The organism is Tenacibaculum sp. M341, from assembly GCF_004337695.1.
Taxonomy (GTDB): Bacteria; Bacteroidota; Bacteroidia; order Flavobacteriales; family Flavobacteriaceae; genus Polaribacter.
In genome coordinates this window covers 158,470-180,140 of the sequence record NZ_SJXJ01000003.1, presented here as the reverse complement: position 1 = coordinate 180,140, position 21,671 = coordinate 158,470, and the positions used below count along the sequence as shown (strand labels likewise).

The 21,671-nt window shown below is 27.9% G+C and carries 20 protein-coding genes and 1 pseudogene; 5 read left to right on the top strand and 16 right to left on the bottom strand.

Going from position 1 to position 21,671, the window contains the following annotated elements:
• Window positions 1-72: 72 nt before the first annotated feature.
• From EYW44_RS04295 to EYW44_RS04250, 10 genes are all read right to left on the bottom strand, one after another.
• Window positions 73-813 carry a hypothetical protein gene (locus tag EYW44_RS04295; RefSeq protein ID WP_132722440.1) on the bottom strand — a complete coding sequence of 247 codons (741 nt, stop codon included), beginning with the start codon at window positions 811-813 and terminating at the stop codon, window positions 73-75.
• A 155-nt stretch (window positions 814-968) separates the two neighbouring features.
• Window positions 969-3,020, bottom strand: a complete 2,052-nt coding sequence (locus tag EYW44_RS04290) for a DUF262 domain-containing protein (protein ID WP_132722439.1) — start codon at window positions 3,018-3,020, stop codon at window positions 969-971.
• 601 nt (window positions 3,021-3,621) lie between these two features.
• Window positions 3,622-3,999, bottom strand: a complete 378-nt coding sequence (locus tag EYW44_RS04285; RefSeq protein ID WP_132722438.1) for an HU family DNA-binding protein — start codon at window positions 3,997-3,999, stop codon at window positions 3,622-3,624.
• 212 nt (window positions 4,000-4,211) lie between these two features.
• Complete coding sequence (locus EYW44_RS04280) at window positions 4,212-5,147, bottom strand: CPBP family intramembrane glutamic endopeptidase (RefSeq protein WP_132722437.1); 936 nt, start codon at window positions 5,145-5,147, stop codon at window positions 4,212-4,214.
• Between the two features lie 80 nt (window positions 5,148-5,227).
• The gene (locus EYW44_RS04275; RefSeq protein ID WP_132722436.1) at window positions 5,228-6,037 is read right to left on the bottom strand and encodes a helix-turn-helix transcriptional regulator; all 810 of its coding nucleotides are present in this window, start codon (window positions 6,035-6,037) and stop codon (window positions 5,228-5,230) included.
• A 146-nt stretch (window positions 6,038-6,183) separates the two neighbouring features.
• Window positions 6,184-7,389 (bottom strand): carboxypeptidase-like regulatory domain-containing protein, encoded by a 1,206-nt coding sequence (locus EYW44_RS04270; RefSeq protein WP_132722435.1) that lies wholly within the window; start codon window positions 7,387-7,389, stop codon window positions 6,184-6,186.
• Window positions 7,390-7,711: 322 nt separating this feature from the next.
• The gene (locus EYW44_RS04265; protein ID WP_132722434.1) at window positions 7,712-8,335 is read right to left on the bottom strand and encodes a hypothetical protein; all 624 of its coding nucleotides are present in this window, start codon (window positions 8,333-8,335) and stop codon (window positions 7,712-7,714) included.
• 50 nt (window positions 8,336-8,385) lie between these two features.
• Window positions 8,386-8,910 carry a hypothetical protein gene (locus EYW44_RS04260; RefSeq protein WP_132722433.1) on the bottom strand — a complete coding sequence of 175 codons (525 nt, stop codon included), beginning with the start codon at window positions 8,908-8,910 and terminating at the stop codon, window positions 8,386-8,388.
• 188 nt (window positions 8,911-9,098) lie between these two features.
• Window positions 9,099-9,551, bottom strand: a complete 453-nt coding sequence (locus tag EYW44_RS04255) for a hypothetical protein (protein WP_132722432.1) — start codon at window positions 9,549-9,551, stop codon at window positions 9,099-9,101.
• A gap of 464 nt (window positions 9,552-10,015) precedes the next feature.
• Window positions 10,016-10,549 carry a hypothetical protein gene (locus EYW44_RS04250; RefSeq protein WP_132722431.1) on the bottom strand — a complete coding sequence of 178 codons (534 nt, stop codon included), beginning with the start codon at window positions 10,547-10,549 and terminating at the stop codon, window positions 10,016-10,018.
• Window positions 10,550-10,748: 199 nt separating this feature from the next.
• Here EYW44_RS04250 and EYW44_RS22915 point away from each other — a divergent pair.
• Window positions 10,749-10,873: pseudogene (locus EYW44_RS22915) on the top strand (transposase); the annotation flags it as partial.
• 111 nt (window positions 10,874-10,984) lie between these two features.
• Here the strand turns inward: EYW44_RS22915 and EYW44_RS04245 are convergent.
• From EYW44_RS04245 to EYW44_RS04220, 6 genes are all read right to left on the bottom strand, one after another.
• Complete coding sequence (locus EYW44_RS04245) at window positions 10,985-12,322, bottom strand: toxin-antitoxin system YwqK family antitoxin (RefSeq protein WP_132722430.1); 1,338 nt, start codon at window positions 12,320-12,322, stop codon at window positions 10,985-10,987.
• Between the two features lie 174 nt (window positions 12,323-12,496).
• Window positions 12,497-13,165 (bottom strand): DUF7822 domain-containing protein, encoded by a 669-nt coding sequence (locus EYW44_RS04240; RefSeq protein WP_132722429.1) that lies wholly within the window; start codon window positions 13,163-13,165, stop codon window positions 12,497-12,499.
• A gap of 212 nt (window positions 13,166-13,377) precedes the next feature.
• A complete protein-coding gene (locus EYW44_RS04235) occupies window positions 13,378-14,094 on the bottom strand; it encodes a hypothetical protein (protein ID WP_132722428.1) in 717 nt (238 codons plus the stop codon).
• Window positions 14,095-14,318: 224 nt separating this feature from the next.
• Complete coding sequence (locus EYW44_RS04230) at window positions 14,319-14,765, bottom strand: hypothetical protein (protein ID WP_132722427.1); 447 nt, start codon at window positions 14,763-14,765, stop codon at window positions 14,319-14,321.
• A gap of 209 nt (window positions 14,766-14,974) precedes the next feature.
• Entirely contained in the window at window positions 14,975-15,556 is a 582-nt protein-coding gene (locus EYW44_RS04225) for a hypothetical protein (RefSeq protein ID WP_132722426.1), read from the bottom strand.
• 222 nt (window positions 15,557-15,778) lie between these two features.
• Window positions 15,779-17,764: a WD40/YVTN/BNR-like repeat-containing protein gene (locus EYW44_RS04220; RefSeq protein WP_132722425.1), complete on the bottom strand. Its 1,986-nt coding sequence runs from the start codon at window positions 17,762-17,764 to the stop codon at window positions 15,779-15,781.
• 329 nt (window positions 17,765-18,093) lie between these two features.
• Between EYW44_RS04220 and EYW44_RS04215 the strand changes: the two genes are divergently transcribed.
• Genes EYW44_RS04215 through EYW44_RS04200 form a run of 4 tightly spaced genes read left to right on the top strand, consistent with a single transcriptional unit; the run spans window position 18,094 to window position 21,669 of the window.
• Window positions 18,094-18,726, top strand: coding sequence for an HAD family hydrolase (locus EYW44_RS04215; RefSeq protein ID WP_132722424.1), 633 nt, complete (start codon window positions 18,094-18,096; stop codon window positions 18,724-18,726).
• Window positions 18,727-18,728: 2 nt separating this feature from the next.
• Complete coding sequence (locus EYW44_RS04210) at window positions 18,729-19,532, top strand: STM4013/SEN3800 family hydrolase (RefSeq protein ID WP_132722423.1); 804 nt, start codon at window positions 18,729-18,731, stop codon at window positions 19,530-19,532.
• Window positions 19,526-20,830, top strand: a complete 1,305-nt coding sequence (locus tag EYW44_RS04205; protein WP_132722422.1) for an STM4012 family radical SAM protein — start codon at window positions 19,526-19,528, stop codon at window positions 20,828-20,830. The genes EYW44_RS04210 and EYW44_RS04205 overlap by 7 nt, the downstream gene beginning before the upstream one ends.
• Window positions 20,821-21,669, top strand: coding sequence for an STM4011 family radical SAM protein (locus EYW44_RS04200; protein ID WP_132722421.1), 849 nt, complete (start codon window positions 20,821-20,823; stop codon window positions 21,667-21,669). Before EYW44_RS04205 ends, EYW44_RS04200 begins: the two co-directional genes overlap by 10 nt.
• The last annotated feature ends 2 nt before the right edge of the window (window positions 21,670-21,671 follow it).

Genomic DNA, 21,671 nt, shown 5'->3' with positions numbered 1-21,671 from the left:
AATAACATCACTTTACTGTATTATTTTAATGCTTTTAAAAGGTCATACTAAAATATTGTTGTAGCCAGTTTTTTATTCATAACAGAAAACGTTTATCTTTTCGCAGTCGTGCTCGTGTCCATAAATAGATAGTGGCTTTTTAAAATCAAGTCCATTAAATAATTTCGTTTTATTCTGTTCGAATGCTTTATTCAGCAGTAAATAGGTTTTATATATGTACGAATTCCTTAAACTTTGAAAAAAATCAGTATCAAAGATATCATCAAATATCTCGGCTTCCTCTAAACACTCTTCAAGCTCTATTAGGTTACTCCAAATTTTTGAGTAGTCGACATGTCCCATCATTTCAAAGAAATCATTTTTGTAGTTAAAATCAAAGTGTTTTGGTTTTTCTAAAATTGGGTAATTGCCTTCTCCGAATCCACTTATCCATGCATGTGGTTCAAAACTATAAGTAAGAAGGATTATTTGAATTTTAGAATCTTCAATTTTTCTAATTCCTTTTTTGATTTTTTCGAATGATGATATTAAGTCCCCTGAAAACCCATTAATAATTTCGGTTTCGTTAATATCAAATGCAATAGCTTTTTCATAGCATTCCAATAGTTTTTTATTTCCTTTTACTAATTTAAAATTCTCAATTACAGATTGGTCGTAAAGTTTAACCATCTTTTCATCATTAATACTGTATATGTCTGGATTTTCTACTTCAAGTAAATCGAGCCATTGTAAAAGTGATGCATATTGAATTTCCTTGAAGTTTTCAAGAAACAAACTTTTAAGGTTTGAATTTATTTTTTGATTGAGACTCATTTTCAGATTGGGTGTAACGGTATATGTATGAAAAGTAGGCGATTTAGAAGCACAAAATTTTCATTTAAGCACAGATTTTGATGTGAGTAAAAACCTTTAACCCTACTACTAAATCGCCTATTCTTTACATACTTTGTTGCCATTTCGTTATTTTTTTATTCATTTTTTTCTATCGAAACATACACTTTTTCAATTCCATTCTCCTGCCATTTTCCATTTCTGAACTCGGGTCTTGACCTTAAATTCCCCATTACTCCTGAACTTTCTTTAAAACTATTTGCTTTCCAAGTTCGTTGTTCTAATGTTCCATTCTCATAGTATATTGTAATATATGCTTGTTTTCTTTTAAGTAAAAGTTCTTTAAATTCAGATTCTAGTTGAGGATTCAATTTGATAACTAATTTATTGCTACTTTTCGACTTTAAATTATTTTCTTCGACAGTTTTATTTTCTGTATTTGAAATATGGTTAAGTTTCAAATTTTCAGTTTCATCTTTTAAATGCTCTAAATTGATATTCTCAAAACTCCATAAGTTTGTTGCAAATTCGAGAATACATTTATGCCTCTTTAATATTGATTTTGACTTCCAAACAAAATGCTCGTTTTCATTGATTGCATAGTCTTTAATTTCAGCTTGTTGATTTAAAAGAGGATTTTGATTGTATGACCTAACTTTATCAGAAAAAGGTTTGTTACCAATTGAAGCATTATGTGAACCTGAGATAAGCATTAAATTACCTAAACTGTTAACTATATTCGTTTTAAAATCTTCCGAATATTCATTGTTCTCGTCAACTTCATATCCAGTTTCTAAAGGTTCTCCATTTGTTGGAGTTTGTGGTGAAATATGTTCTACTTGTTCATTTTCTAATGAGAATTTTTTTATGCTGTAACCTTTGTTTTGTATTGAATTTTCATATTGCCATAGTAAGTAATTCAAAACCTTGTTTCCATACATAGCACCATTCAAATAACTTTTAACATTACTATCACCCCAATACCAAGTTTCATTAAGTTTGTTTTTTACATTTAGAATTAAACTCGTTAAATTCCCTTTGAAGCTAAGTAATATAGAGTTTAATCTTTCTTGGATATTCGCTCTACTATTAATTAGTTTGGCTCTAAAAGTCAAAACTTCAAGTAGATTAAATAGTGTGTTCAGTTTTCTATCATCATCTCCAAAAAACTTATAACCTTTGATTATAAAAGGATAAACATATGCAGGTGCATTTAATTCCTCTAATTTGAGAGAGTAATAATCCTTTGAATTTTCAAATTTTTTCATATTTGAAAAAGAAGTGTGAAGTTCAGTTATATAACCTTTTATCCATTCTATTTTGTTGTTAGATTTCTTAAATACTTCCTTTAAGTCTTCTAATGTTCTATAATTATATCCCTTGATATACGCATTATTATGGTAGATTAAAACGCTATCTTCATTGAGTTTTTTCAAATCATTTATCATTAAATAAATGAGTTTGAAAATATTTGACACATTTTCAATATTTGACTCTACTTCTTCAGGGTCACTATAAACGTACATTTGATACATAAAATAGGACTTGATTTTTTCCATATTTGTCAAATCTTTTCCCCTATTATTTTCAAGTTCAAACATTAAGGCCGAATCTTTTTTGCCTTCAAGTTCAATTATCGTTAAATCTGTAGTTTCAATTTTTTCTAAAACACGTAATACTTTTTCTGTTGACAATTTATCAAGTTCATTTTCAAAGAATTTTTTTGATTTTTTTATTCTGTCTTGTGAAAGTGTATTTGATTCAAAATTATCCTTATTGTCTATTATTACGGCATCATAACAGGCTCTATCATATTCTACAGGTCGAAGTTTAATATTGCCACCATTCTTCAAAAATATGCTTTCTTTTGTTTGAAAATCAAATTCTTTTAATAAATCTTCATTTTTCCGATTCAACAAGACGTTCAATAATGCACGAATAAATACTGTTAATGTTGTAATTCTCTGTTGTCCATCAATGATTTCGTATTTCGTATCTTTCTTTAAAGTTTCTAAAAGAATATTTCCAAAAAAATAATTGTTTTGCCCTTCAATTTGTTCGAGTAAATCTTTTAAAAAAGTGTTCCATTGTTCCTTTTCCCACGAGTATGCTCTTTGATAAACTGGAATTATAAATGATTTTTGAGAACTATCAAAAAGTCCTAAAGTAGTTTTTCTGTAAAAATCCATTGTTGATTTTGAGTTCTGTTTTTAATGAATGACAACATAGGAATAAACACAATTGTGTTTATTCCCTTTATATTATTTATATTTTGTTTTGAAAAAATAAAAAGGAATAGGAGGTTTAATCGCTTATTTCTTAATCTTTTTTAGAGCATTAAATTTATAAAATAATAATAGCAGCACAATGTTTTTAATATTAAATTTTCATACAATAACATCACTTTACTGTATTATTTTAATATAGAACAAAGAAAATAAACACAACATTTTAACACAGTAGCATCATGAACAGACTGCAGTAAAAGAATGAAAAATGTTAAGAAATAAGTACAAAAAACTGCAGTAGTAGCAGTAAAAAACAGCTAAAAATAGCCCTAAAAAAAGCAGCTTAGCATTTATTTTTTGCAAAGTTGCGGTTATACAAGAGCAAAGTTGCGTTTGGTTGGTTGCAGCTTTGCAGTTGATTAGACGCAAAGCTTCGGTTACACAAGAGCAAAGCTGCAAAAAAAAATTGCAGCAGCAGCTTTTTTGACAAAAAAGCACAAAAAAACCTCAAAAATACCAATGTATTTTTGAGGTTATACGTTTTAAAAAGTTGTTATACCAATTACACCAATTTATATTCAACGTTTTTTAACAATTGTTTTAAACGTTTATCGGGTCTAAAATTGATATGCGATTTATTAACTAATCGAATGCTAACTTCATCTTCAGTAGGCACTCCAGATGAGTTTACTCCTATTTGAAAGGTTCCTAACGTATCTAATTTTATAATTTTACCTTGTGCCAATTCATCTAAAATATTGTGCACTAACGATAATACTACGGCATAACAATCAGCTTCTCTTACTGTACTTTGATTAGAAATTAAATAGGCTAAACGCTCTAAATCAGTCACACCACTTCCTACAGCATGTAAGTAATGTTTTTTAGGTGCGGTAATGTCTTGTGGATTGATTTTTTGAATTCTTTTTACATGAATCATAATTTTTGTTTTTGTGTAGCAACGCTATGTTAACTACGGGTGATACTTTTTTCTTTTAGCTATTTTTAAATAATATAGCTCGCGTTTCAAAAATAGTATTTAATGCAGCTTTAAAGTTTAAATACGTTGGCTAGTATCTGTAGTTGCAGTAAAAAGTAGTACTATACTATTATAGAGTATTTCGTTTTTATCGTAAAAATGAATTTTGAAACCTACTTGATATCATTTTCTATGATATACGGATTCACCAAACTATTGTAGTTTTTAATTCTCTTCCAATATAAAATTAAGGCAATAGCAACCACATCTAATAATATGAATATGATACTTCCTTCTGGTCCAAAAACACCGCCTGTTAGTAAATTATTTGGCATTTCAACACTAATTATTGACGACTTAGCAACATTACCACTAACTGCAAATCCTAAAATTGCTCCCTCTACAAGATTCCACGAAAAATGCATTCCTATAGACATTCCTAGTCGACCCGTTATTAAAAAAGGTAAGCACATTACTATAGCATCAATTCCTAAATTTGTTGTAGAAATTGTTGTTGCTCCTTCGTTTCCCATATGAGCAATTCCAAATAAAGGTGCTATTATAACAACTATCAAAATTGCTCTTTTAACAGCATCTTTTTTAACAACTTGAAATGCTTCATAAGCAATGTAAAATATAAAAGCTCTAAAGAATATTTCTTCTACCGTACTTCCTATTATTAAGCCAAATATTTCAGAAAAGAACCCTGCCCAAAATGAATAGTCAAAAGAATAATTAGCGGAGTTTGTTGTAAAAAAATCTATAACTTTTAAATTATCTGTACTGTACAATACAAAGAAGAATATCGATAGCTGAACAACTGGAATTATGGCTCCCATCAAAAACTCTTGCAACCATATTTTATTAATTTTTAAGCCATACTTTTTAAATGACGATTTATCTAAAAATTTAATATCTATAAACAAACTAAACACCACTGATATCAGATACATTGACGCAGAGATGTATCCTCTTAACAAACTCTGATCTAAAAGTTGTTGAAGTATTAATTGTAACGGAATATTTATTAAAAATGTAAGTATTAAAAAAAGAAATAAGCGCCATATTGGTCGAACCCTATCTTTTGAATTAAATATTATTTTTCGCATACTGTAAATGATGTGTTATAAATTTAATGGCAAGTTAAGAGTACTCCTTTTTTTAAAATAGAACGAAATTAGTCAGTAAACTAAAACTTTCTAATGCTTTTAGGATTATAGCCAATATATCTTTTAAATACTCTTATCATATGGCTATGATCTGAAAACCCACATGCATACGCTATTTCAGTAATTGACATGTTTGTATTAAACAAGTAATCTAATGCTTTTTGAACTTTTATTTTCCTCATATAATCCCCTAATGAACCTTTATAGTACTTTTTAAAATACTTAGAAATTGTAACCGGATGTACATTTAAAATAAGCCCCAATTCATCTAAAGAGATAAACTCATTCCAACGATCTTCTATTATTTCTTTTAATAATTTTAACCAATTAGGTTTGTATGATGATATATGATTATTTGAGAATAGTGATTTTAAAGAAAGCGTAACCGAATCTAGTGTGTAGCTATCATTCATATGCAGTTCATTATGAATTTTAAGTAACTCAAAGTAAGCTTCCACATTTCTTGTTCCTGATAAATTTAAATTACTAAAGCTTAGATCGTTTTTAGAAAAAAAATCATTTTTCAACTCTAAATTAAGGTTTTTAGAAGGAAAAGCTGTGAATCTATTTCTATGTACTTCTCCTTCATTATAAGCTATAATTTTTCCAGGAAATACTTGTGTATCCTCTTTTTTTCGAGATTCTAAATTTCCTCCTTGAAGAATTAAAGATAAATGAACGTCTTCATGAGAATGCCACTCTTCTGAAACTGGTTTGCTATAATTAACTATGGATATTGAACAACTTTCTAAATGAAACTTTTCATTGGTTGTTCCTAAAAAAGTATTGTACTTTAATCTCAATGCTATTGGTCTTTGTGTTAAAAACACGACGATTGATATTAAGAAATATTACTTATAAAAGTAATTAAGATTTAAAATGAAAACTCTATTTTGTTTTTATTGATTTAAAAAATCATCTCCTACATTTTACAATAAGACTAGATTGCTTAACCGCTTTAATTTATCATCTGTTATTAGTTTTTTAAGTACAACTCTATTTTACTTATAGCTTTTGTTTTTTTTGGTGCATTGTAATTTAACCAAAACTCAGCATTGTAAGTTTTTGCTTGATTTTCTATACTTCTATTAATCTTCATATTTTCTTCAAAAGGATAATTTTCTACATCTTTTATTACAATTTTATTTACAAAAAGTTCTTTTTTAGGATTCTTAGTAAATAAAAGCTTTTTAGGATCTTGCATATCATAAATCTCCCAAGTATCTTCCTCTTTTTTGTACTTTAAATACATTTTCCCTTTAAACTCCTGGTATTCAATTATTATACTATAATCAACTATTTGCTGACCATTAGACAATCTTCTTTTCCATAACTTTCCTTTATTTTTTGTTCTTGTAAGCTCTATTTTAACAAAAGCAAAAGATTCAGTATCAATAAACAATGTTGCTTTTTGAAAAGGTTCATCTATAGCTATTATTTTATAAACATATTTGTTATTGTAAAGTAATATATCTTCAAGTTTATATTTCCAACCTCCCCTACCTTTAATAGGACCATAATCAAATCGAATAAAATCATCTTCTACTAAATCAATAATCGAATTCTTTCTCTCCCATTTTGTATTCCATGGATGTTTATTTGCAATCTGATTACTTTTCACTTCAACCAACTCTACCTGAGGCTCTTTAGACACATTACAAGCCTCATTATAAAATTTGACTGCACATTCTAGATACTCTACATATTTACCATCCTCATTTTGTAAATCTCTTATAAAACCTTCTGTTATATAAGGTTTTTCTGGATAATTTCGTGTTATTTGTTTATATGCTTTTTTTACAATTTGTTTAGCTGTAATTTTCTTCTTTTTAGTACTAGTAATTACAACTTCGTCCAATTTATCAATCTTAGAGTTAAGATATAATTGTTGATTAGGAATAAAATCATCAGTATTTAGCTCAACTGACTCATAACCTATGCTAGATATTATTACAACATTAGAATTATTTAAAGAAGGAAAATGAAAAGTAAAATACCCTTCTTCGTTAGAAGTTGTTCCTATTGTTTCTCCTTTTAGATAAATAGAAGCAAAAACTATTGGCTTTTTAGTTTCTTTATCTAGTAGTTGACCTGAAATTTTTTTATCATTATTTTGTGCAACTACCGTAATAGAAAAAAACAATAGCGCAGAAAAATAAATAAGTTGAAATATTTTGTTCATATACACAAAACGATTTACTTCTAATTTTGATACATTTTTTGAGTATAACACTTTATTTTTCTATTTAAAAAATAGATAATTGACACATTAAAAAAATCCATAATTAGTTACCTCCTCTTTTGACTAAGTAAAACAAATTTAATAATTAGTATTCGCCTCCATTTAACTAAACATAATAATGTGTAGTCTTTTTTTTAAATAAAACTTCTCATTTGTTATCCCTAAAAAAGTATTGTGCTTTAATCTCAATGCTATTCGTCTTTATGTTAAAAACACGACGATTCATATTGAGAAATATTACTATCGAAATTAAAAGTTGGTTTTATTTTCTTTTATGTTTTATTCGTTTTTTTTCATGTCGCTTTTCAATATTGTTAGGATAAAAAACTATTTTATTTTTAGTAAGTACAATAGGCATATTTGTGAAATAATTCTGAACTAACTCAAAATCTAAATCACGTATTAATATTGTAATTTCATTATAATTAGGGTTATCAATTTTAATTGTCTCTTCTTGGTCTAAAAAACTATATGTCACATTTTTTAAAATTTCTGAATCAAAAAGCCCAATCCCTTCATCATTAGCTCCAACTCCAAGTTTTTTATCATTTATTTGGATATTTACATATCCTAAAGCACCATCCTTATCATAAACTTGTATTTTTATTTTTCCTTTTAATTTCGGATTTACTTTTCCTTTATATGTAGTTTTTACAATTTTTGGTTGTTCATATGTATTCAAAAACAAAGTATCTGCAACACCTTGTTTCCAAGTCCCTTTTCTTAAAAATTCGCCGCCTAATCCAGTACATGCTGTTCTGTAATAAAACGTTTTATCTGGATATATCGTTATTTCCGAACAGACATTACCATAAGTTATCGGATATTCTTTTTGTGAAGCGCAAGAAACTATGATTAAAATAGATAAGATTATTCTCAATTTCATTTTATTAAATACTTTATTTTTTTTCAATTAGAGCTGTGCTATAGCAATTTTTAACCTCTAAATGCCCCACTTAAGTCTAAATTAGAAGTAAAATATGTGTAATACTTAAAATAAGGGTCAAGCAAAACCATTTCATTAGTTTTACATTCCAAATAAAACCCAAGTTTGAATTTAATTCCTGAACCTATTATTTCGTCAAATTTTTGACTTACAACAGAGGTTAAACCGACAATTTCTAATTCATCAAGAACAAACATCCCGTCAACACTATCAATTGTTTTATTAAATACAGATAAATATAAAGGATTTAAAATCTCCAAAGATTTAGTTTTGATAATATTAATATTATCATCTACTAAATCTAGATGTGATTTTATTGTATCCCAGTCTATTTTTATTTCATTTGTTTTACAATTCTTAAACATTAGTTCGTCAAAATGAAAATCAATCTCTGTATCATCTATTATTTTGACTGCCGACCAAGTATTAGTTTCTTTTTCTTTTTTAAAAGTTACATCATAATCGATGAATCGTGTAAAATCTAATTCACCGTATTTCTTAAGTTGTAGTTTCATTAAATTATAGCTAACGACTTGTTTATGAAATGTTGTGTACTAAAAGACACTGACTTTTCGGATAAACACAGAGCCGAATTTTTTATATTTTGTTTTTATCTTTTTTCTTTTTTAAAAGCCAAATCAAAAGATTTGGCGGACTTTCTAAATATACACAAACCTTTCGGTTAAGCATCTATTAGCTGTGTTTAATACATCATATTAGAGTTTCGTTTTATAACTTCCTTCTCATAATGAAAATAAAAATTAGGTCTCATTTCTAAGACTAATTTATTTGTGTTAATTTTTCTTATTACTTGGGTTGAATCTTCAAATTGTTTATCGTAAGATAGAGAATCTAATAATCCACCAAACTGAAAAATTGAGTCATTTACTATTTGCCAATTACAGGTCGTAATATTATTTTTTCCATAGTCTTTTATATAAGTCTTATCTGGTTTAAATTCTATATTTGAAGTAACTACTTTATATTCATGATCTCCTCTTATATAAGTATATTCGGTACCAGAACTATCGGTTGCTCTGACAAAATTCCATTTACCAATAATCAATCGATTTGATTTTTTATTGTCTATTTTAAAACTTTTACAGCTTACAGATAAAAAAATTATAGTAATTATTAATTTTAAATTCTTTTTCATTTTTCTTGAATTACTTACAACATAGTACCAAACACAATTATATTTAGCACCTTATACAACAAATATAAAAGTTATGGATTAAAGAAAGTAAATGCTTTTTCATTTTACGCTTTTTTTTGTATTATTTTAAAAGTGTAAAATCATTATTAGTATTCTTTTCAATTATATTTAGAAAAAAAATTAAAACAGTATTATTCACAAAACAACTTGAAACTGTAGTAAAAAAATTCATTAAACATATTGTACAAATCGTGTTGTAGCTAGTTTTTTAATCCTATTTCGTTAGGTTTACTTTTTGCCCATAATTCAGGAATGTCTCCATATTGATTATTATAATGACCTAGTTCTCGATTCCTTATCGTTATTTCAATTATTACTTTATTTTTTATCTCACTATATTTAATTGAAAAAATTAGTTTTTACAAAAAAAGAGTTATTCAATAGCTACCGTTTTTACCAAAAAATTATTTCCCTAAGTATTCAATGAAAAATTTCTTAAAGTATGTAAGATCATCTCTAAGAAATTTATAATCTTGATTAAATATTGTAATTATTTTTTCTTTTCTTCTGTAAGTTTGTATGTATAAATAACCAAAATGCCCCATTTCTTCATCGAACTCCATTTTTGATCCTATTTCTAATAATTCTTCTTTCGGATAAAAAACATTATCAATACTAATTCCTTTATCAGACATAATTTTTTCCTTACTATTTTCTTTTAAACTATAGTGTTCATTTATCTTTTTAAGTCCAAAAACACCTAATCCTCCTGATAAAATATAATTAATTATTCTTCCATAAGGAATTCTTAGGAAAATTATAGATAATAAGCTAATTATAGCCAAAGAAACAAAAATTATTCCAATGATAAGCTTTTGATTTAGATTCGTAGATTTCCCAATTATAATTTCTTCAGTGTCTTTCTTATAATAAAAGGTAATTTTATATCTTTTTAATTTAAGTTCTAAGATTTTTATTTGACCTTCTTTTAATTTCACTGTATTTGGGTTTTATTTTTGGTAATGGCTTGTGTATAATTAGTTCTTATTGCTTTCAAAAAACTCACACATAGCAATTAATTATATATGATGCATCTGTTGTACAAATTAACAAAAAAAATAGACTTTGATTAGAGTTGTTATTTAATTAGTTCCTTGTTTTATTTATGCAAAAGTCAATATCAAAGGTAAACGTTAAAGTACAGTAGAGTCTGTTTTTGGTACACTAACTCAGTTTATGGGACTTCACAAAATAAATACTTAAGGGATTAAGCAAGCAAATAGGTAATACATGCATCAGCAATGGCTTATAATTTTAAAAAGTAAAGCTAATTCCATAAACAGTTTTTTTTAAAACAAATTGGATATTCATAGGCTTTATATATTCCTTTTTAATTATACCAAAATTAAAAGCAGTTTTTATTACTACTAGTGTTATGAAGATTTATTCATTTCGTCTATTAATTTTCCATTTCTATCAAACTTTTGCCAATCAATTTTATGCCCATCTTTGAAATAGTACACATGCTCCTCTTGTCCATTATCATGAAAATGAATTTCAGATTTTCCATCTCTTATATAATACTTTCCATTCAACATGATATAACAAATACCTTCTAGGTAATATATAATTCTTTGAATCGAACCGTCTTTCCTATATAATTTATCTATTCCGTACTCATCTCCCTCTTTGTAAATGAATTCAGACCTTAACTCTCCTGTTTCAAAAAACAATTTTACAGGTCTAATTCTTGTCCCTTCATTGTCATAAAAGTAAGTAGACTCAACTTGACCGTTAAAAAAGTATTTTGTTATAATTCCGTAAGGCTTATTATCGATATAGTTACCAGTTGATTTTAAATTACCATTTGGCCAATATTCATTTACTTTCCCTTGTCTAATAAACTGTTTAAATGGATGTTCTTTCAATTCTAATATCCGCTTAATTTCGTTTGGAGTATTAAAATATTCGTTGAATATCGAATTCAATTGCCAATTAAATAATGATTCATTTAGTTTTGAAATTACTTGATCATTAAGACCTGATGATGTACTATCTATTTTTTTTATTTCAACATATCTAGGTTTGATTCCTAAATTCTTATAGGCCATAATTACCTCTATTGTTCCGATACAATAACAATTAATTGAGTCTTCATTTTCTGCAAAACATGAAAAAATTAAACAGTATGGATAATTAGAATTTTTTATATCGTCTTCATATTGTTTCACATTTACCTCATCAATTTCAGAATTAAGGTTTAAGCCAATAATAGTGTCTTGTAATGTTGGAAAAACATCTGTTGTATTGTTTAAAAATGTTTGTAAATAATTGTTATTCTTGCTTTGTTTGATGAAATACTGTTTAAATTCATCAATTATTTTTAATTCATCACATTTATTTACCCGAAATTTAGGCAGCTCTATTGAATAGTCTGAAAAACGAGTATATCTTCCAGCTACACTCTCTGAAGCAATGTGTTTTTCAACTATATATTCACCATCTACAAAATATGACAGTAAAATTTCAATATCCTTTTTCGAATCTAAAAGGCTTTTTTTAGATATAGATTTTTCAAATTCTTTAAAGTCTTTCATTAGTGAATTACTAATAGACTTAATCAAGGAATAATTCCAAGAATATTCACCTTCTCCAGCCCAACTTACTAATAACGGAGAATTTTCCCATACTAACTCTAGTCCATCATGATAGATTATATCAAGCTTACCCTGTGAATTAACATTAGATATTTCAATTAGTTCTTCAGTCATTTTTTTCATCACTAATTTTATTTCCTTTCTTAAAACCAACAGCCTCGTACAATTCTTATTTACAAGACAATATATATTGATTTTCAGTTTAACACAAACCTTAGTATTGCCATTTGGATTCGACTACATCCGAATGCAACACGAAATTACGGTTATACATTGTTGTAGCTGATACTATTCATTTTCAAAGTGATAATATAGAATATCAGACCAATAATTCACTCCAAGCATATTCCACTTTTCTTGTTCTATATTTTTAATCTTCTTCTCTAATTCCTGAACTTTTTCCGAATTATCCGAAGAAAATATTCTTGACAAAAATCCTTTTGATTTAGATAAACCAGAGATTTCATTGTTAAGGGTTTCAATGGTTTTGTTCATACTTCTAAAACCATTTAAATATTCGTTCATTTGACTTTCAATATTCAATATATCTTTCTCGAAAAGTTCTTTATTTTGATCTTCTAACTCCTCATCATTCATTTCATAAATTTCCCCACACTCTAAAATTATATTTTGAAGTTGATGATTATTCAAAAAGTCTTTGGTTTCGTCTATTTGCTTCTCTAATTCTTTCTTATCAAATAAGTTCTCACTTTGAAGTTTATTTAGAAAATCAAACAATCTTTGTTTTCCTTTTTCAAAATCTCCTTGAATAGCAATTGGGTATTCATAATCCCAATTTATTGAATTTGATATTTTTGAGTCTTGACTTACTAGTATTTTATATGAAAGTGGAATAGAATAAGGGTATTCCGATAATCCGAGTATTTTTTCGTTTTCTTTTCTTTCACCTTTTGTTCTGTCAAAATCAATTGCGTATAAATAACTTCTATTTGCCATTTTTATTTTCTTTATTAAAGCTAACGGTCTTGTGTATGAAATGTAGTGAGCAAAAAAGAAACTAACGTTTCGGATTAACACAGAGCCGAATTTTTATATTTTGTTTTAATTTTTCATTTTAAAAGCCAAATCAAAAGATTTGGCGGACTATATAAAATATACTAAACTTTGGATTAAACACTAAACCCCGTATTAATTACAGCCATTCTTAGCTACAGTTTTTGTGTCAAAATATTTTTATTAAACTTTTCAATGTATTTTTCCGTGTAACTTTTAGAAAAAGGAACTAACCAAAACATATTTAAATTTCTGTCTTTTTTAATAAAACGTGAGTAACCATTCAATGTCTCATTTTTTGTGCTAAATTTAAATTTAGTCAGAATATCATTTTCAGATTCTATCTGTTCAATTATATCTACAGTTTTAATATTTGGGATTTTTACTTTAAAAGTCTCCAAGTATTGTTCGAAATAGTTTTTTAAGTCAATGTTTTCATCTTTAAGCTCTATAGTATAAAGAATGATTGATTTGTCTTTTTTTCCGTCGTTGTATATTTCAAGTTTATTATAGTATTCTTTAAGGTTTTCAGGAATGTCAGAATTGATTAATTTTAACACAGTTGGTGACGAAAATTCAATTGTATTTATAATCTGATTTGACCATTTTTTTTCTAATTCATTTTCCACATTAAAAACAATAATACTTAAAGGAATTATTATTAAAATACTTAGTGCTATAATTTTAATAGACAAAGTTTTTTTCTTAGTTAAATAATGAGCTAAAAATCCTAATGAAACTCCAATAATTGTTAAACCAACGGTAAAAGCTATATTCTTATCATCTAATATTTCAGCAATGTTTCCAAATAATATGGCAGGAGAGATAATAAAAAGTAATTTCCAAGTATTTGTTTTTTGTTCTTTGTTCAAAGTTTTATTTTTTAATTGTAGCTAACGGACTTGTATATGAAACGTAGCGTGTAAAAAGAAACTAACGTTTCGGATTAACACAGAGCCGAATTTTTATATTCTGTTTTTAATTTTTCTACTCTAAAAGCCAAATTTAAAAATTTGACGGTCTTACTAAACATACACAAATCTTCAGGTTTAGCAGTTATTAGCTATGTTTTATACACCCGTGTTACCTGTAGTATTTATTTCAGTTTTTTTAAATAGTTCATCCATTTTTTTCTGTTAGATACTTTTCCATTTCCATCACAAATAGTTGTTTCCATAATTCCGTCATTCTTATCTGTATAAATTCCGTTGTCATATGCGAAAATCAGATATTCTTCTCCAACAATAAAGTCATATCCACAATCTCCACCACCAATTCCTGTTATGATTTCAACCATATTTTTTGAATCTCCTTTAAACGAATTAGTTAATTCAATCTTCACTTTAACATTAGAATATTCCTCAATCGTTTCATCTCCATTTTCATACACTGTAGAATTATAAGGTTCTACACTAATTATTTTTCCAGTAAATACTTTTTCGGACTGTTTGAATGCTTTTTCAATTGTTAAAATTCCATCACAGTCGCAAGCATAACTAACGATTGAAAAAAATAAAGTCAGTATTAGTATTGCGTTTTTCATATTACAGGTAATGTAATGCTAAACACAATTGTGTTTATTCCATTATACAACAAATATAAAAGTTAAGTATTAAAGAGAGTAAATGCTTTTTCATTTTTACCCTCTTTTTCAATTATATTTAGAAAAAAATTAAAACAGTATTATTCACAAAACAACTTGAAACTGTAGTAAAAAAATTCATTAAACATATTGTACAAATCGTGTTGTAGCTAGTTTTTTAATCCTATTTCGTTAGGTTTACTTTTTGCCCATAATTCAGGAATGTCTCCATATTGATTATTATAATAACCTAGTTCTCGATTCCTTATCGTTATTTCAATTATTACTTTATTTTTTATCTCATTATACTCAGGATTATCATCGCCATAAAAATCACTTTCGATATTGAATAAGATATTTGTTTGTTCCTTAAAGACTAGAATACCATCATAAATTTCATATTCTTCATAAGGAGAATATTTTAGTAGCTTTTTTAATTTGATTCCAGGTTTTACCTTACTCCATAATTTCCCTTTATATCCCAACTTATAAGTTACACTACTAAGTTTACCAATAACAGTATTAAAATCTAACCTAAAGTAATTTTTATAATCTAGGTGTACAAAATGTAATAATCCTTCAGAAGTATACAAGTTCCAGTCTTTTTTGTTCTTAGAATTATACTGTTTACTTTCATTAAAAATCTGTTTAAAGTAATAGATATTCATTCCTATTAGAACTTCTCCAAAACCAGAATCTTCATTTATATCATCTTTGATACTAATTTTGGATATCATTTTAGGTTTCTTCATTAATTTTCTTCTAAATAGTTACAACGGTCTTGTTTATGAAACGTAGTGAGCAAAAAAGAAACTAACGTTTCGGATTAACACAGGGCCGAATTTTTTATATTCTGTTTTTAACTTTTCTCTTTTTTAAAAGCCTAATTAAAAGATTTGGCGGACTTTCTAAATATACAAAACCTTTCAGTTAAGTAATTATTAGCTATGTTTAATACACGTTTTTGCCCACAGTTATTTTTTGTTCAATGACTGTTTGTAGAGAAAATCAGCGACCTTATAGATAGCGTAATTTTTTTCTTTTGAAACATCAGAAAATAAATCTTCGTTAGTTAGGTCATTAATCAATTTACCTAATTTTAAAGAGTTACTTTTTATAATTAATCCATTAAAGTTTATAATCCAAGGTGTATATAAATAATTTGGTTTATCGTCTGAATTTTCAATAGTCAAGACTTCTCCATTTTTAAAATCAATTGTAATTTTTCTCCAAACAATTGTAGTACTCCAATTTCCATATCCAGTATTAAATACTTGGTTAATGACAGCATCTGGAATTGAATCAAATCTGTCAGCTACATTTTTGTAAAAATTAAAATCTGTGCTCTCACCTGGAAAAGTGTAATAATTGTCGTTGTCAAAACGGTCGTAACCTTTTTTCTTTATTTTCTGTTCTTCTTTATCAATGAAATCTTTGAAGTTATCCAAATCTTTTTTTGAAACTCCTAAATCGTTTGCAGTTAGTTTTTTAAAACGAGAATTATCAATTTCGACAACTATATCATTTAATAATTGAGGATTTATTTCTTTACCCATTTTGGATAGAAATCGTTTATCTTTTTTATAGAGTTTAAATGAATTGTTTTTTAATCTATACTCTCTAAATTGCCTGTCGTTATGAAAACAACCTTGACTTCCTATTTCGATAGAGAACTTTTCTATATTATTTAACGATAGATTAAATAGTGATTTTGGAAGTTCGTATTCAGAAATTTTTTGCTCATCAATATTTATAATAAACCTTTTTTCTAAATAATTGTCCGCAATTACAATTTGGTTATCGAAAATAACAGCGTTTGAAACGTTAATAGGTAATTCCATATATCGATACCATTCCGTTCTATTTTTATCAAATCTTAAAACAGAAGTTCCATCGAATCCAATTTCTTCTCCTCCATAATTAACTTTTAAATAAGGTTCTCTGATTGGCACTTCATTTGTCATAAGTTTTGAGACTATAAAATCATTCTTGTTGATTTTATAAATTTCTTCGTAAGTAAAAACGAAAAGACTTTTGTTTTTTGTGTTTATAGCAGAAGGTGTGCTACTCAATTTTTTATCCGATTTCCATATAGAAAGGAATTCTGAATCTCTTAAATCAATTTTCAAATCCTTGTCAATTAAATAAATAAATTCATCAGATGCGGTTTCAAAGTCTGATATATTTGGTAATTCTATCCAGTTAATAGTATTGCTTTTTGTATAGAAGATGTTCCCTTGTTGATTGATAATATAATAATCGCCAAAAATTCTTGTTTTTCTTATGTCAGGTCTATGTTCTTTAGAAAGCCTTTTATATTTCTTTTGGTCTAATGGTGTAGGTAATCTCTCCCAAGATTCACAATTGTCAGTGGTCTTGTAAATGATATTCCAAAAAGAACCGAACAATCCTGTTTTTTCGTTTTTGGCAAAATGAATTGTATTGAATCTTAATGCATTTTCATTTCCTGCTTTTCCAAAGCTTTCCCAAGTCTTACCATAATCTTGACTATAATAAATGAGTTGAGAATTTCCACTCATCCAAGCTTTTCCATTATCGTTAATGTAAGCAGCATCAATCCAACTACTTTTACCAAACTTTATTTTATCCCAATTTAATCCACCATCTTCCGACCTGTAGACAAAATCTGTATTAGAATTTTCTCCATGTATGTAACCAGAAATCATTATTATTTTTTCTGTAAAGAAGTTTACACGCTCAAAAGTTCCTCTACCCCCCATTGATAAAGGGTCTTTTGTTCCAAACGGACCAAAACTCCATAATTCGCCAATTTTATCTGTATAGTAGGTGTTACCTGCTTTCGTAGCAAGCCATATTTTTTCTGAAGGTGATACACCAATTTCAGAAATTGCTCCACTAATTGGAAGGTTTGCTAAATAGCTATCTTGACTAAAAATAGATAGTGGTAAAATAAATATTATGAATAATAATTTTCTCATTGTTTCATTCGTTTGCACGAAACTAATTCTACTTATCCAATTTAAAAATTCAGATCGAGTGAACTATGCTTTTCAGTTAGTTAACTATTCAGTTCATTGATGTTACGGAATTTTGTCATAATTGTGGGCAACATAGTCCTAAACACAATTGTGCTTATTCCATTATACAACAAATATAAAAGTTAAGTATTAAAGAGAGTAAATGCTTTTTCATTTTTACCCTCTTTTTCAATTATATTTAGAAAAAAATTAAAACGATATTATTCACAAAACAACTTGAAACTGTAGTAAAAAAATTGCACTAATGAATTCATTAATACATTTATCATATGATTTTAGTTTTTGACTTAGATAACACACTTATCAATAGAAATAAAGCCTATTGGTTATGGTTAGAAAACAACGTATTACCAAAGTTGAACACTATTGACAAAGACTTGATTTTATATTATGATAATTGGGGATATACATCTCGCCGTCATTTTTACAACTGGTTAATCATAAAATATGAGCTTGCCTTTACATCTGACTTTTTAATAAAAAAATGTGCTAATGAATTACACAACTTCATTAGTAAAAATCAAAATATTTTAGAAATACTAGCAACACTAAAAAAAAGCTATCGTATAGTAATTGGTTCCAACGGAGGGACTACAAATCAAATGAACAAGCTAAAAAAAGCTGACCTTTTACAATATGCAGATCGTGTATTCATATCTGAAGCTGTAGGATACAAAAAACCTAATCCTGAATTTTACAAACACATACAAGAAGAAATGAATTGTTCTCCAAATGAATTCATTTTTATTGGAGATCATTACAAACAGGATTATTTAGCACCCAAAAAATTAGGTTGGAAAAGCATATGGTTATCACACCACCGAACTTCAATTATTGATGATTGTATTTTTTCGTTAAACGATTTAATACCGTATCTTCGGGAAAACAAAAATTGCCTGTAGCTATGCTTGCAAATATCAACCTTAATACTATAATACCTAACTACGATATTATCTTTATTACATTAGACTCATTGCGTTACGATGTTAGTCAGCAATTATTTAATGAAGGTAAACTACCTAATTTTTCTAAGTGGTTACCAAACGCTGGCTGGGAAAAAAGATATACTCCCGCTAGTTTTACCTATCCTGCACACCTTGCCTTTTTTTCAGGTTTTTTACCTACCAAAATTGGTCAACAAATTACGCCTCGCCTTTTTGCGAGTAGTTTTGAAGGCAGTGAATCTACCAATAAAAACACCTTTGTTTTTAAAGAATCTAACTTTATAGAAGCACTTGCTAACAAAGGTTATACAACAGTTTGTATTGGAGGTGTTGGTTTTTTTAATAAGAAAAATGCCATAGGAAATGTGTTACCAGGAATGTTTCAACATAGTGAATGGAACGAACAACTTGGTGTTACCGAAAAAGATTCTACTTTTTTTCAATTTAAAACAGCTGAAAAATATTTAAATGATGTTAATCCTTTGTGTTTATTTATTAATATATCTGCTACACACCAACCCACTCATTTTTATTTAGAAGGAAAGCAAAACGATGATATTGAAACCCATGCTGCTGCATTGCAATATGTAGATAGTCAGTTATCAATATTACAAGAGCGTTTAAAAACACGTAACACTAATAAATTGATTATCGTTTGCAGCGATCATGGAACTGCCTATGGTGAGCATGACCATTGGGGGCATAGAAATGCACATGAAACTGTAATGACTGTACCTTATTTAGAATACCTTAGCAAATGTTAGTTTCCGATACTTTAGACATCACAAAACCATATCAAGGATACACGTATTCGTATCCACATAAATCTACTTACAGAACCTTCTCTCCTATTCAATTAAAAGATATTTGGAAAGAAGAAAACTCAGCATTCTTTTACACACACATTCCGTTTTGCGAAATGCGTTGTGGTTTTTGTAACCTTTTTACCGTTTCAAATCCGAAAGAAAGAGTGTCTAAATACATTGAAACGCTACAGTTACAAATGGCACAAATTTCTGAAGTAATTCCTAATTTACATGTAAAGAACTTTGCAATTGGTGGTGGTACTCCTACTTTTTTAACTGTTGATGAACTTGAGTTGTTGTTTAAGAGTATTGTTGATTTTGGCGTAAACCCTAAACAATTTTTTGGGTCTATTGAAGCATCACCCAAAACGTTGAGTTCAGAAAAAATAGCTCTCATTAAATCGTACAAAATAGCTAGATTGAGTATGGGAATTCAGTCTTGGATTCAAGATGAAATGGATGCATTAGGGAGACCGCAAAAAATAGAAACCACATTAAAAGCAGTTGAAAACATAGCGCAAGCTGGTGTTGAAGAATTTAATTTAGATTTGATATACGGAACCCATAATCAAACTAAAGAATCATTTTTATACTCTTTAGAAAAAACAATTCATTACCAACCTACTGAGATTTTTTTATATCCTTTATATATAAGAAAACTAACAGGACTTGGAGTTAAAAATCAAAAAGAAAGCCAACATCAATTTGAACTTTATATTACAGGAAGAGATTTTCTGTTAAACAATGGATACATTCAAACTAGCATGCGTTGTTTTAGAAGAAAAGAAGCTATTGACTGTCGCCCAAACACAGGTTACTCTGCAATTACTGACAATATGATTGGTATTGGTGCTGGTGCACGCTCATACACTAAAAATCTTCATTACAGTACTGATTATGCTGTAAAACGTAAAGAAATAAAAACCATTATTAATGAATACATGAGCACCAAACACTTTAAAAGTGTTAATTACGGTGTGCGTTTAAATATTGAAGAACAGAAGCGTCGTTTTTTAATAAAATCTTTAACCGATGGTGGTACGCTAAATATAGCTCTTTATGAGGAAACCTTTGATAAAAGTCCGTTTGAAGAATTTCATATATTAAACGAACTTCAAGAAAGAAATTGGCTTACAGAAATAACGACTAATGTTTTCTCTTTAAACCAAGAAGGTATGTGCTACGAAGATGTGATTGGTCCGGCATTATATTCAGAAAACAGCAAACAATTAATGAGCGATTTTGAATGGAAGTAAATTGGAACATACTTTACAGAGGGAGCTTAGATAGTTGTAATTACGATTGTCATTATTGTCCGTTTGCCAAAAAGAAAAATACGCGTGAAGAATTAGCGTACGACAAAGAATGTTTACACAATTTTGTAAATTGGGCTGAAGAAAGAACTGAAAACTTAAGGATTTTATTAACTCCTTGGGGAGAAGGATTGATAAGGCCTTATTATCAAAAAGCAATGATCAATTTGAGCCATATGCAACAAGTAAAACTTATCTCTATTCAAACGAATTTATCTTGTAAACTACAATGGATAAAAGAGGTTAATCCTGATACTTTTAGACTTTGGGTTACGTATCATCCTGATGAGGTTGACTTTGAAAAGTTCATCAATAAATGTCAGTATTTAATTGAGCAAAACATACAATTTAGTGTGGGAGTTGTAGGAATGAAATCGCATTATGAAGCGATTGAAAAATTAAAAACCTCTCTTAACGATAGGTATCTTTGGATTAACGCATACAAAAGAGAAGAAAATTATTATAGTGAAAACGAACAAGCTTGGTTATCACAAATAGATCCGTATTTTAAAATTAATAATACACGTCATAATTCATTAAACAAACCTTGTCAAGCTGGGTATACTAGTTTTTCAATTACTGGAGAAGGAGATGTATATCCTTGCCATTTTGTGAAACGTAAACTAGGTAATATTTACACACATAATTTAAGCGATTTAACTCAAAAAACGCAATGCCCAAATAACACTTGTGGCTGTTATATTGGATACATGAATCTGGATCAGCTTAACTTAAAAGAAATCTACGGAAACGAATTATTAACTCGAATTATAAAGTCATAAAC

What these genes read in the sequence shown, in the direction of transcription:
- EYW44_RS04295 (WP_132722440.1), bottom strand. Translation starts at nt 813, where the DNA reads ATGAGTCTCAATCAAAAAATAAATTCAAACCTTAAAAGTTTGTTTCTT.
- EYW44_RS04290 (WP_132722439.1), bottom strand. Translation starts at nt 3,020, where the DNA reads ATGGATTTTTACAGAAAAACTACTTTAGGACTTTTTGATAGTTCTCAA.
- EYW44_RS04285 (WP_132722438.1), bottom strand. Translation starts at nt 3,999, where the DNA reads ATGATTCATGTAAAAAGAATTCAAAAAATCAATCCACAAGACATTACC.
- EYW44_RS04280 (WP_132722437.1), bottom strand. Translation starts at nt 5,147, where the DNA reads ATGCGAAAAATAATATTTAATTCAAAAGATAGGGTTCGACCAATATGG.
- EYW44_RS04270 (WP_132722435.1), bottom strand. Translation starts at nt 7,389, where the DNA reads ATGAACAAAATATTTCAACTTATTTATTTTTCTGCGCTATTGTTTTTT.
- EYW44_RS04265 (WP_132722434.1), bottom strand. Translation starts at nt 8,335, where the DNA reads ATGAAATTGAGAATAATCTTATCTATTTTAATCATAGTTTCTTGCGCT.
- EYW44_RS04260 (WP_132722433.1), bottom strand. Translation starts at nt 8,910, where the DNA reads ATGAAACTACAACTTAAGAAATACGGTGAATTAGATTTTACACGATTC.
- EYW44_RS04255 (WP_132722432.1), bottom strand. Translation starts at nt 9,551, where the DNA reads ATGAAAAAGAATTTAAAATTAATAATTACTATAATTTTTTTATCTGTA.
- EYW44_RS04245 (WP_132722430.1), bottom strand. Translation starts at nt 12,322, where the DNA reads ATGACTGAAGAACTAATTGAAATATCTAATGTTAATTCACAGGGTAAG.
- EYW44_RS04240 (WP_132722429.1), bottom strand. Translation starts at nt 13,165, where the DNA reads ATGGCAAATAGAAGTTATTTATACGCAATTGATTTTGACAGAACAAAA.
- EYW44_RS04230 (WP_132722427.1), bottom strand. Translation starts at nt 14,765, where the DNA reads ATGAAAAACGCAATACTAATACTGACTTTATTTTTTTCAATCGTTAGT.
- EYW44_RS04225 (WP_132722426.1), bottom strand. Translation starts at nt 15,556, where the DNA reads ATGAAGAAACCTAAAATGATATCCAAAATTAGTATCAAAGATGATATA.
- EYW44_RS04220 (WP_132722425.1), bottom strand. Translation starts at nt 17,764, where the DNA reads ATGAGAAAATTATTATTCATAATATTTATTTTACCACTATCTATTTTT.
- EYW44_RS04215 (WP_132722424.1), top strand. Translation starts at nt 18,094, where the DNA reads ATGATTTTAGTTTTTGACTTAGATAACACACTTATCAATAGAAATAAA.
- EYW44_RS04210 (WP_132722423.1), top strand. Translation starts at nt 18,729, where the DNA reads ATGCTTGCAAATATCAACCTTAATACTATAATACCTAACTACGATATT.
- EYW44_RS04205 (WP_132722422.1), top strand. Translation starts at nt 19,526, where the DNA reads ATGTTAGTTTCCGATACTTTAGACATCACAAAACCATATCAAGGATAC.
- EYW44_RS04200 (WP_132722421.1), top strand. Translation starts at nt 20,821, where the DNA reads ATGGAAGTAAATTGGAACATACTTTACAGAGGGAGCTTAGATAGTTGT.